This window comes from Candidatus Uabimicrobium amorphum, assembly GCF_009002475.1.
In the GTDB taxonomy this organism is placed as follows: Bacteria; Planctomycetota; Uabimicrobiia; order Uabimicrobiales; family Uabimicrobiaceae; genus Uabimicrobium; species Uabimicrobium amorphum.
In genome coordinates this window covers 5,206,371-5,217,500 of sequence record NZ_AP019860.1, presented here as the reverse complement: position 1 = coordinate 5,217,500, position 11,130 = coordinate 5,206,371, and the positions used below count along the sequence as shown (strand labels likewise).

General features: G+C 39.4%; 11 protein-coding genes (1 of these 11 cut by a window edge). 1 reads left to right on the top strand and 10 read right to left on the bottom strand.

Features of this window, described 5'->3' with window-relative positions:
- The 3 genes in view from UABAM_RS18905 to UABAM_RS18895 are tightly spaced (each overlapping or abutting the next) and all read right to left on the bottom strand, a layout consistent with a single transcriptional unit that may run on beyond the window.
- Positions 1 to 731, bottom strand: the 5' portion of a protein-coding gene (locus UABAM_RS18905) for an SAM-dependent methyltransferase (protein WP_173013418.1). It extends 115 nt beyond the left edge of the window; 731 of the gene's 846 nt are visible here — the first part of the coding sequence; the start codon lies at positions 729 to 731; its stop codon lies beyond the left edge, outside the window.
- The gene (locus UABAM_RS18900) at positions 721 to 1,569 is read right to left on the bottom strand and encodes a phosphatase PAP2 family protein (RefSeq protein ID WP_151969567.1); all 849 of its coding nucleotides are present in this window, start codon (positions 1,567 to 1,569) and stop codon (positions 721 to 723) included. Before UABAM_RS18900 ends, UABAM_RS18905 begins: the two co-directional genes overlap by 11 nt.
- Positions 1,566 to 2,963 (bottom strand): DEAD/DEAH box helicase, encoded by a 1,398-nt coding sequence (locus tag UABAM_RS18895; RefSeq protein WP_173013417.1) that lies wholly within the window; start codon positions 2,961 to 2,963, stop codon positions 1,566 to 1,568. Before UABAM_RS18895 ends, UABAM_RS18900 begins: the two co-directional genes overlap by 4 nt.
- A 163-nt stretch (positions 2,964 to 3,126) precedes the next feature.
- Here UABAM_RS18895 and metF point away from each other — a divergent pair, with 163 nt between their 5' ends.
- Positions 3,127 to 4,086 (top strand): methylenetetrahydrofolate reductase [NAD(P)H], encoded by a 960-nt coding sequence (gene metF, locus UABAM_RS18890; protein ID WP_151969565.1) that lies wholly within the window; start codon positions 3,127 to 3,129, stop codon positions 4,084 to 4,086.
- Positions 4,087 to 4,129: 43 nt separating this feature from the next.
- Here metF and msrB read toward each other — a convergent pair whose 3' ends face one another.
- The 7 genes from msrB to UABAM_RS18855 form a co-directional block, all read right to left on the bottom strand.
- Entirely contained in the window at positions 4,130 to 4,720 is a 591-nt protein-coding gene (gene msrB, locus UABAM_RS18885; protein WP_173013416.1) for a peptide-methionine (R)-S-oxide reductase MsrB, read from the bottom strand.
- Positions 4,721 to 4,849: 129 nt separating this feature from the next.
- Positions 4,850 to 5,968 (bottom strand): serine/threonine protein kinase, encoded by a 1,119-nt coding sequence (locus tag UABAM_RS18880; protein ID WP_151969564.1) that lies wholly within the window; start codon positions 5,966 to 5,968, stop codon positions 4,850 to 4,852.
- A gap of 37 nt (positions 5,969 to 6,005) precedes the next feature.
- Positions 6,006 to 6,560, bottom strand: coding sequence for an FHA domain-containing protein (locus tag UABAM_RS18875; protein ID WP_151969563.1), 555 nt, complete (start codon positions 6,558 to 6,560; stop codon positions 6,006 to 6,008).
- A 14-nt stretch (positions 6,561 to 6,574) separates the two neighbouring features.
- Complete coding sequence (gene menD / locus UABAM_RS18870; protein ID WP_151969562.1) at positions 6,575 to 8,311, bottom strand: 2-succinyl-5-enolpyruvyl-6-hydroxy-3-cyclohexene-1-carboxylic-acid synthase; 1,737 nt, start codon at positions 8,309 to 8,311, stop codon at positions 6,575 to 6,577.
- Positions 8,311 to 9,684, bottom strand: coding sequence for an isochorismate synthase (locus UABAM_RS18865; RefSeq protein ID WP_173013415.1), 1,374 nt, complete (start codon positions 9,682 to 9,684; stop codon positions 8,311 to 8,313). The genes menD and UABAM_RS18865 overlap by 1 nt, the downstream gene beginning before the upstream one ends.
- Positions 9,685 to 9,695: 11 nt before the next feature.
- Positions 9,696 to 10,556 carry a 3-deoxy-7-phosphoheptulonate synthase gene (aroF, locus tag UABAM_RS18860; protein ID WP_151969560.1) on the bottom strand — a complete coding sequence of 287 codons (861 nt, stop codon included), beginning with the start codon at positions 10,554 to 10,556 and terminating at the stop codon, positions 9,696 to 9,698.
- A gap of 1 nt (position 10,557) precedes the next feature.
- Positions 10,558 to 11,103: a GbsR/MarR family transcriptional regulator gene (locus UABAM_RS18855; protein ID WP_151969559.1), complete on the bottom strand. Its 546-nt coding sequence runs from the start codon at positions 11,101 to 11,103 to the stop codon at positions 10,558 to 10,560.
- Positions 11,104 to 11,130: the final 27 nt, after the last annotated feature.

The window sequence follows — 11,130 nt, the reverse complement described above, 5'->3', positions numbered from 1 at the left end:
AAATAATAACCGGGTACATACTTTAACAATGGACTCACACATGCGATCGCGTAATCGCGTACACGGCGCAGCTCTAAAAAAGAGGTCAAGTCCACTTTCTTTTCCATACGAAACCCTTCTGACTGTTTGCATAGATCATCTACTGTCATAATTCCCGGGGCAAACCAACCACGGCGAAAAGTATCCACACAGCGATGACTTTCCGCGGCGGCACTTACCAGAAAGTCATCTATAACGATACATACTCCATCCTCGCTCAGTTTCGAAAATACCTGTTGCATTAATTTTGGTGGGGAGTGGCTATGAACAAACGACTCAATGGCAAATATGACATCGACTTGGGGAATCTCTGAAGGGATGTCGTGGAAATCACCGCATAGGATTTCCACATTGGTCGTGGCAAACCGTTCTTGTAACTTTGTGGCTATTTGTTGTTGTTCACGGCTATTTGTTAAACCATAGAAATGTATTTGTGGTAGTAAATCCGCGAGAAAAAACAAAGAACCGCCAACGCCACACCCTAAATCTAATACACGCATCGTATTTTTTTTATGCGCTGCAATATAATCATATATATATTGATTGTGAAACAAAATTGCTTGCTCGCGGTTTTCAATTCCCGGAAACCACACCGCACGGTGAATGGCAAAATTATGTTTACCATGTCCAAAACGTAAAAACTTCGAGGTATTGTTATCGTAATAGCCCGCCACATCTTCTTTAACACTCATAACTATCCCAACCATATTGTTTTTCGAACCACTTTTTGATGGCGAAAAATACAACAACTCCTGCGATCACATCAATGGCATAGTGATAACGCAAATACATTGTGGAAAATATAATTCCTACGGCACAAGGTAACATAATATAATAACGCAAACGACATATATAATAGTCACAGTTCAACATCACCAATAAAATCATGGTATGTAAACTGGGAAAAACATCATAACCCGGCGAAGCGCTTTCGATGAACAGATGAATTGTTTTGGAAACAGCCCCCCCATTGATCGGCAAATTATACAAACTTGCATATGCATACCTAGGTCCAACAGCCGGTATCATTATATAAAGGATAAAACCACAGAAAAATGCATTGAACAGGTAATTGGCTATCCATTGCATTTTGTCCACGGCTAAAAAGAACAAACAGTACACAAGAAAGACCGTTAGGTATATGTCATACAATATATATAGTACACTGTTTATGTCTGTAAACCATGCTGTCTGCCAAACTTGCATGTACACAGAAAGCGTTTCCCCAAACAAAAACTCATCGCAAAGTAGTAGGAATTCATCTTTCAGCGTGATTCCAAAACCATCGACAATTTTTTTTACCGATTGGTATATATAAAATATGAAGATAAAAGCGATGGCTACGCGCAACTTCGCGCAAATTGGTTTTTCTTTACTGCTGGGCAAAGCGAACGGAAAAGCGCTATAAAAGGCCGTAACCAACAACAACTCGATCGCAAACGTTGAGTCTACTGCCCACAAAGCCCCACATACACTGCACGATAACCCCAGTAAAATAAAAGTAATCTCATAGACAAACAACTTTTTCATATTTCAATTTCCAGTGCATCTCCCAATTCAACCCCCATCGTTTTATACGCGCCCAGCCTACTTTTAAAAGAGCTGCGCAAAACCCCTGGTTCGTCGATGTAATCAAAAATCTTCGGCTGTACTTTGTCTTCGCAGGTGCGTAGAATTCTTCCGAGATACTGGATGACGCGTCCCGAAAACTTCACGGGTGTTGCCAAAAACAACGAGCTCAATTTCTTGCAATCAAAACCTTCTCCCACCAAGCGCCCACTCGCCACTAAAATATCGATTTGCTGTTGCTGCAAGTCGTTCACTATTTTTTTGCGCAACGATGCCTTGGTATCTCCCGTTAAAAGCTCTACCGACATGCCACTTTTGGATAAGAGAAGTTGATATAGTTTCTCACAGTGGCTTTTGCGGTCGGAAAGAACTAGACAAATTCCACGGCGTTGTTTGGCTTCGGCAATCACATCATCTACGATCAGTTCATTGCGTGCGCGGTTACTCACCAATTCCTCAAGGAGCGTCTGGTATTCGCTAGAACCGTCTACATGCGAATAAAATTTTGTTTCGCGCGCGACCAATGACGCCACCATTATCTTATTGTATTTTTGTAATTCTTGTGGGGAGATGCTATAAACGCTATCTCCCATATAAAAATAGATCACCTTAGTGAGTTTATCACGACGGTAAGCCGTTGCGCTAAGTCCCAGCATGTAACGACTATCAAAATGTTTGATTGCTTCGGTAAATGTACGACTTGGCACGCGATGGCATTCGTCGACAACTAAATAACCAATTTTATCCGCAAGTTCATCCACGCACTTATACAACGAATTCACAATGGCAATAGTAAGTGGTTTGCCAAATTCGCGCTTGCCATCCCCCACGAGACCAATGTCTTCTTTTTTCATCCCCAAAAACTCCATGGCACGCTCTTGCCATTGGTATAAAAGTTCTTTGGTGTGACAAATCACAAGAGTTGGTTGTTTACGTGCGGCAATTGTCGCCAGCGCCATCACTGTTTTTCCACTTCCTGTAGGACTATTCAATACGCCGAATCTTCGTGCCACGACACTTTCCACAGCTTTTTCTTGAAAGGGATACAGCTCGCGACAAAACGAAAACTCCACCTCTTCCAACACGCGTGTCTCTTCTTTGACCTTATATTCTACTTGATGCTTACGTAAAATAGCCAGCGTTTGTGCTGCAAAACCACGTGGAAGATAAATCGTGTTTCTCTTTTTCTTAAAAAAACTCAAAGTAGGTGAAATATTATATGTAGAACGATGCTGTCTCTCTGCAAGAACATACTCAGGGTTAGCAAAGGTAAGTCTTTTCTTTAAATAGCTTTCCGCATCTTCGGGCAATTTCCCCTTCATTACCAGTTCGTTTTTTACAACAATATCTATCATAATGCCTTCCATCCTATGTTGACAACAAATGTACATTTTCATATGATAGGATACGAAACAAAACGTGTCCACATTTAAAGTTTGTTTACTTTTGTAGCACGATATAAAAGTGCCACAAAAATCAACCAAGTTCAATCCTCATAATTCAGACTAGATATTGCAAATGAAAATAACAGATCACATAAAAAACGCTAAAAATCTTCCTCTTTTTTCTTTTGAGTTATTACCTCCTGTAAAAGGAGATGGAATAGGAAGTATCTTCAAGCTCATAGATGAGTTAATGCCTTTTAACCCTGCCTTTATTGATGTAACCTATCATAGACAAGACTATACCTATGTAGAATCTTCGGATGGAAAAATAGAAAAACGTCCATATCGTAAACGTCCTGGTACAGTAGGAATTTCCGCAGCGGTAATCAATCGCTATGGTGTTGACGTTGTACCCCATATGGTGTGCGGGGGCTTTAGCAAGCAAGTCACAGAAGACGCCCTTATTGACTTACACTTTTTGGGAATTCACAACATACTTGCTTTACAAGGAGACAAACTGAGCCACGACAAACAGTTCATCGCCGAAAAAGACGGACATCAATATGCGTCTGACTTACTGGGACAAATTAACGATATGAATAATGAAAAATATATCGATCCAGATCTCGTCGTCAAGGATGCGACAAATTTCTGCGTTGGAGTGGCAGGTTACCCTGAAAAGCACTATCAGGCAGCCAACATGGAAACAGATATGTTCTATCTGAAGAAAAAAATCGACATGGGGGCTGAGTTTGTCATAACACAAATGTTTTTCGACAATCAAAAGTATTTTAGCTTTGTAGATAAATGCCGCGAAATGGGTATTAATGTCCCCATCATACCTGGATTAAAACCGATAACTTCTAGGCGACAGTTACAAATATTGCCGAGTACTTTTTTCATCGATATTCCTGTGGAATTGACGCAAAAGATTGAAGAAGCGCGCACAGGAAAAGAAGTACGCGATGCAGGAAGAGAGTGGTGTACGAAACAGTGCCAAGAATTGATTGAATATGGAGTGCCTTCACTACACTTTTATACAATGGGAAAAATAAATCCTGTCAAGCAAATCGCTGCGGATATTTTTAGCTAAAATAACATTTTATCCCAGGCTCAAAAAAGCCTGGGATAAAAGCTTACTTATTTTTTTCTTCCGCATTTTCCGGTGATTGTTTTTGCTCTTTTGATGTTTTTTTATCTACATCTTCTTTTTTGGGTTTCTTTGCTAGTTTCGTGGCACCCTTTCTCAATTCTAGAGAAATAGAGTTAATACAATACCTCATACCTGTTGGTTGTGGACCATCGTCAAAAACGTGCCCCAAATGCGAATCACAAACATTGCAAACAACCTCAACACGTACCATACCATAAGAGCGATCTTCTACTTCGCCAACATTCTCTTCCACAATCGGCTGCCAAAAACTAGGCCACCCAGTACCCGATTTATACTTCGTCTCGGAAGAAAACAGAGGCGCGTCGCACGCTGCACAGTGATAAATTCCCTTTTCTTTCGAATTCCAATATCCCTTATAGCGGCTTTCTGTTCCTTTTTTGCGCATAACATAGTAGCGCTCTTTACTCATCATTTTTTGCCACTCTTGCTCTGTCTTTACCACCTTTTTCACATTAGCGTTGTTCTTCTTTGCCGGTTTATTGTCGTTCACCTGACTATTACTTTGACTACACGCTACTAAAAATATAAGTATTAACGCAAAAAACTTAGGCATTTCTCTTCTCCTAATTTTTATTTATTATCGTTTGTCGCAAGAAGCCATCTTGCTAATATTCATGGCATGAGTTATATGACAACCACTTAGTCGTAAACTTTGCCAAAAACATACAAGAATTAAGATAGTTTACAGAAATTCTTCTAAATCCATTGCTAAATCTGCGGCGCTTGCGTAGCGATCTTCTTTATCTTTGGCGATTGCTTTCATGCATATCAAAGAAATTTTTTGTGGTATTTTTGGATTTAAATGATGAGGTTCGATGGCATCTTCGCTAACGATTTGTCGTAGCAATTCATACGCTGTTTTTCCTTGAAAAGGTATGGTATCTGTTAACAGTGTATATAGAATTACACCTAAGGCATATATATCTACGCGGTGATCTATTTCATCGATTCTCCCCAACGCTTGTTCTGGTGGCATATGAGTGATCGTACCCATGATCATCCCCGTCGCAGTCAGTCGCTGCGAATCCCCCACCATCTTGCTCAGACCAAAATCCATAATTTTTGGTTCACCATCTTGCTGGACCATAATGTTGTCTGGCTTTAGATCTCGATGTATAATGTTTTTTTCGTGAGCATAATCAATGGCATAACAAAGCTTCACAAACATTCGTAGTATCTCACGTCGTTTATATTTGCTGCTCTGTAGCACATTGGTAAAGAGTATTCCGAAAACATACTCCATCGTAAAATAATATTGTTCGTCGATAACGCCCAAGTCATAAATTTCGACTATATTCGGATGAATTAATCTTGCAGTAAGTTTTGCTTCGCGTAAAAACCTTTTTTCGCTTTCCTCCGTGTGCTTGGTAATAAGAGTTTTTAAAGCTACTTTTTTTTGTAGATGGTTATCAAAAACTGCGTATACCTTCCCCATAGCTCCTTTACCTACCATGGATATTTTTCGATATCTATTATTTATTATGGTAGGCAACTCTTGTTTTTCGAAAAAATTTGACTCGTCTTTACGCTTCTCTGTTAGACTGAAATTATGATGGCATTTTTGACATGTTACTTGCCGGCCATAAATTCCCTCTTTTTCAATTACTTTGATTTCTTCTCCGCACTTAGGACAATGAAATGTCAACACTTTTGGTGCTTCACACAAATTGTCATTACTTAAAAGAAATATTTGTTGGCACTTACTACATTTTAAAGACTTGCCTATTGGCTCTATATTTTTTCGAACATTTGATAATCGCGAACAATGGGTACATCGAAAAGTTAACCATTCGATCGTCATGCTTTTCCTATACTTTTGTAGATTATAAAGTATTTCCCTATTCAATCATCAATTGATAGACAATTTCAATTGATGACGTTCGTATCCCAATAAAACTTTCGCTTTTAAGTTTAACAGCTCCCTCTTTGATACAATGTTCAAAATATTCCACTTGTTGCAATTCGTCAAGAACAGGCAAAATATCTCTAATTTTCTTAAACCCTCCCACGCGAAAAAATCCTAAGTTTTCCATATTTTCAGCATCAATTAACTGATCGCCTTTTTCATTTTTTGTCGGCACCTCGCTAACAGGTACACCCGTTTGCATACTCAATAATGCATCTAAGGAGCTTGCGACAATCGACTCCTTAGAACTAAAATCGCAAACATTGGCATTGTAGAGAATATTGCGATTGCGCGATGTCGAAAACAGATATAAATCTTTACTTTGTGGATGAACAGCAATAAAACAATTAAAACGTGATACCTCACTAACCCCTATTACCAGGTCGTTCTCTTTCTTGCGACCGATAAGAAAATAGTTTTTGTCACTACAAACACTATAAGATTTACCGGATGCATCACTTTTTATTTCTTTTAAATATGCTGCCATATTTCATATCCATGCTAAGAAGTAACAATAAGTTGATTCAATTTTTCTTGTATCTGCGTATTATAATGCCGCGATGTTTTAATTTCAATGAAGCATGATTTTTTTTGTTGCAAACAGCTCTGGTACATCTGGCAAAAGTCCTGAGTCGTTTTAGGAAAAAAGTAGTCAATAGAAAACATCTCTGCCGCTTTTTCAAATGTAAGGTTGTGCGGAGTGATAAAGTACTCCTCAAAAACATCTACAAATTCCGCAATGGGCAGTTTTTCAAAAATGCTTCCCCCCTGATTGTTCAAAACAACGAGATAGATAGGAAAGTCACTATTTTTAAGTAACAATAGGGAATTTAAGTCATGAAGAAGAGAAATATCTCCCAACACAACGGTTATTCCTCCCTGTAGTCCCTGTGCCATTCCCACAGCAGTTGCTAAGTTGCCATCGATTCCACTCGCCCCACGATTGCTTGACACAAAAATATTTTCTTTACCTTGCGCATACATATCAAAGTAGCGAATAGCTAAACTATTTCCCACAAAAAGTCCCTGATTACCGCAATGGAGGAGCTCGGTAATAAACATTACCACACTAAGTTCATTTAGCAAAGGAACTGTCTCTAAATATTTTTGTTGTACATTCTCAATAACTTGTTGTTTTTCCTGTAGGCTCTTCTTGAAATTTTCATCAATATTCCATGGAGTGTGCTCATACATTGCACGACAAAACACACTACAGTCACTTTGAATGTGATGTGTCACAATATGTTGCGGATCGAAGCGTCTACTACTCCTTTTAACAACAATATATGTTTGAGGTTGGCAATAATCGATAAATTGCAACAATCGCTTTGAAATAAATTGTTCACCAATGTGAATGATACAATCTGCTTTGTAATCCTTCCATTTAGGTTTATCTAGCAATATACTGTCAAAATGTCGCATAAAATTTTCATGTGTTTTCAACCGTAGATTACTACACATATCGACAAAAACCGGCCAGCCACATTCCATCAGAAATTTTTCAATGGAATGCATATCCTCATTGTTGTTCAACCTTCCCACAACAATAATTCCACGCCGTGCTCTCTCAACCTCACTTACAATATAGGAAAAATCTTGAGGTTGCACAATAGTTGACTCATAAAAAGTATATGGTTTGGTGCTATTTACCCACCGCGGACATATGTCGATATACTGATCACTTAACTCTCCCTTAGAAGGAGCCAGTGGTTCACGAAACATACAATTAATGTGAACGACACCGCGAAAGTTTGTTGCTTGGTAAATTGCTTGGTCTATTGTGGTAAGAACAAATGTCGCAGGAATTTCTTCCGTCGCACATGGTAAATTTGTTTGCCATGTACAGTAGTGTCCATATATATTGGGTTGGGTGATGGTTTGATTTGCTCCTGTGCTAAGCAACTCAGGAGGGCGGTCCGCTGATAAAATAATAAGAGGTATGTGGTCTACCGCAGCTTCAACAACTGCTGGTAAGTAATTTGCTACGGCGGTTCCAGAGGTACAAACTAGAACAGCAGGTTTCCCGGTGGCGCGTGCGTACCCGACAGCATAAAATGCCGCTGCGCGTTCGTCGTAAAATATTTTTTTATGTGCTTTCGTTGCACGGGCAATTGCACAGGTAAGAGGTGAAGAGCGTGAACCGGGGGAAATGCAAAAGTGTGTTATCTTATTGCGCAGGCATTCTTCTACGATCAGGCTCGACCAAAACGCATTGATATTTTGATGTTGTAAATTCATTACTCAGTTACTTTACGAAAAATGCAATCAAAATTTTTCATCTTATCTTCTATTTCATTCCATTCTTTTTTTACACAAGAGCTTTTGACAATCCCCGCTCCGGCAAAAAGATATAGAGTATTTTTCTGTACGACACAAGAGCGTATTGCCACAGCAAATTCAGCACAGTCTTTCTCCAGCCATCCAATAGGTCCTGCAAACCACCCGCGGTCGAAACTTTCTAATTTTTCGATTTCATCCATATTTTTTTGCTTTGGTAAGCCACAAACAGCCGCGGTAGGGTGTAATAACTGCAAGATATCTCCATCAATCGTTTTTTCGTTAAGTACACCTTCAAACGACGTGTATAAATGCTGTAAGTTTTTCAATCGCATTAAAACGGGTGATGATGGACAACTGTAATTTTTACAAATCTTGTCAAAAACTTGCTTTATGTTTTCAACGACAAGCTGATGTTCACGAATGTCTTTTGTACTCGACAGCAAGTCGTCACCCAATTCTTTATCTTTTATCGCATCTTGCCCACGTCTTCGTGTACCAGCAACGGCTTCGCTAAATATACGGTTATCTTTGCGATAATAAAGTCTTTCGGGAGTTGCACCTACGAAAGCACAGTCTTTATGCCATTGCAAATAAAAATTATATGTATTCGCTTGGGTATTGGTTAGATGCTGCAGTAGACAAAATCCATCTACATATTTCGGAAATTTTAAAGTACTACGTCTCGATAGGACAATTTTTTGAATTTCTTTTGTCGAGAACTGCCTTTGGATTTCGGCAAACTGTTCCTGCCATTCTTCGAAATTTGGAACGTTGACACGTTCGCGATAGAAGTCTTCGAAACGCGGCGTAGGAGGCAGTGAAAAATCGAGACTGTTCAACTCTTCCACAATTGACTCGTACAAACGCGCATGGTTCATTTCCTCTTTTACAATGATGTTCACTGCAAAGAAAGTTTTCGCGTTTTTCTTGCATATTTCGAATTGCGGAATAAAAAATGCAATTTCACCAAACTTTTCCCACGGAGTTCCCACCACAGAATTTACATTAAAGCGCATGCCACCGTAGAAACGCATATTTGCGGGTAACGAATTGACATTTGCAAAATGACAATCAGATAAACGTTTTGCTTTTAAAAAATCTGCAACTCCCACTCCTGCGGCAATAAGTGTTCTGTCGCGATTCTGCCAGTACACTTTTTCATTGTAATTTTGAATTCGTAACCAAGAAATAATATCGATATCTTCTATTTCTATTTCTAAACGACGGTCTTCAATGTTTTTCTGATTAAAAAAACATTGTAACTGATGTAACATCGTTTTTTTGATATAAGATATGTCACTGAATTCATTGAGATTTTCTGCAGCTCTCACGTCTAACATTCCTAAATGGTACGATTAACGGCATGTGCGATACTATTAATTTGCTCCACCAATAAACGAAATTCTTGTGGTTGAATACTTTGGTCTCCATCTGACAAAGCATCATCGGGAGAAAAGTGAACTTCAACCAATAGCCCGTCGGCCCCCGCAGCGACTGCTCCGCGCGACACAGCTAAAACATATTTTGCATTTCCTGTTCCATGGCTGGGGTCGGCAATAATCGGCAGATGAGTCTTTTCGCGTAATACGGGAATGGCATTTATGTCAAAGGTATTACGCGTCGCATTTTCAAAGGTTCGTATGCCACGCTCACATAAAATTACATTTGGGTTACCTTGAGACAAAACATATTCTGCCGCTAGCAAAAACTCATGAATAGTGCTACTCATACCTCTTTTTAACAACACGGGTAATTTACTTTTCCCCACCGCTTTTAACAATACGAAGTTTTGCATATTGCGCGAACCAATTTGCAAAATATCTACATATTGCTCAAAAACAGGGACTAATTGTGGGTCCATGATTTCGGTGACAATAGCAAGCCCTGTTTTTTCCCGTACTTCACAAAGCCACTCTAAAGCTTTCTCTTCGTGCCCTTGAAAACTATAAGGCGATGTACGTGGTTTAAAGGCGCCACCTCGAAGAGCAGTGGCACCTGCCTCTTTGAGTTCGTAAGCAATATCCATAATTTGCTGTCTGCTCTCGACAGAGCAAGGGCCGGCGAAAAACAGAACCTTATCTCCGCCAACGACAGTGTTGCCAATAGGTATTGTCGTTTGGTGGTTTTCGTCTTTACGGCTAAATAAATAAGGAGACTGTGCCGTGGTTTTCGCGACATTATCTCGTGTTTCATAATTGTTCATTTTAATCTCGTTTAGCTTGCTCTTCTAGTGAATGTTTGAACTCTTCTACTTTTTCCAAAAAGGAAAACATATCAAAATTTTCTGATTTTAGAAACATATTTAATATTTCTCTAAACAAAAAAGATAGGCGGTTAAGATGCTGTAAACGCTGCACTGTATCAGTGTCTTCTGGAAAATCACAATTCTCTTTTGCCTGTTTTAGCTGTTCACAAATGCGTGAAACAACACCTGTTTCTCTCTGATTAACCACATGGATAATCATTTGCATGAGATCGGTTTCCGCAACAAAATGCCAAGCAGGATTATCGTCTACGCGCAGGCGATGGACGACCTTCCATGTTTCTAACTCGCGTACAATCATGGAAACAGCCCCCTTAGAAAGCCCCAAGTTTTCCTGAATTTCTGTTGCGGCAAAAGGACGATTGTGAAGATATAATAAACTCCATACACGTCCGTGGTTGCGCTTAAAACCCCAAAACTCTATGGCGTCTCCAATAGCATCTGTTGCTATTTTTTCCCAAGGAGCTATTTTTTTTGCAGAGGTCATGTTACTTTCCTGCTGTGTGTTATTTGC

Bases quoted from the DNA above. Each gene is read 5' to 3' on its own strand.
- menD (WP_151969562.1), bottom strand. From the start codon at position 8,311: ATGAATTTACAACATCAAAATATCAATGCGTTTTGGTCGAGCCTGATC.
- msrB (WP_173013416.1), bottom strand. From the start codon at position 4,720: ATGCCTAAGTTTTTTGCGTTAATACTTATATTTTTAGTAGCGTGTAGT.
- aroF (WP_151969560.1), bottom strand. From the start codon at position 10,556: ATGAACAATTATGAAACACGAGATAATGTCGCGAAAACCACGGCACAG.
- UABAM_RS18875 (WP_151969563.1), bottom strand. From the start codon at position 6,560: ATGGCAGCATATTTAAAAGAAATAAAAAGTGATGCATCCGGTAAATCT.
- UABAM_RS18855 (WP_151969559.1), bottom strand. From the start codon at position 11,103: ATGACCTCTGCAAAAAAAATAGCTCCTTGGGAAAAAATAGCAACAGAT.
- UABAM_RS18900 (WP_151969567.1), bottom strand. From the start codon at position 1,569: ATGAAAAAGTTGTTTGTCTATGAGATTACTTTTATTTTACTGGGGTTA.
- UABAM_RS18895 (WP_173013417.1), bottom strand. From the start codon at position 2,963: ATGATAGATATTGTTGTAAAAAACGAACTGGTAATGAAGGGGAAATTG.
- metF (WP_151969565.1), top strand. From the start codon at position 3,127: ATGAAAATAACAGATCACATAAAAAACGCTAAAAATCTTCCTCTTTTT.
- UABAM_RS18880 (WP_151969564.1), bottom strand. From the start codon at position 5,968: ATGACGATCGAATGGTTAACTTTTCGATGTACCCATTGTTCGCGATTA.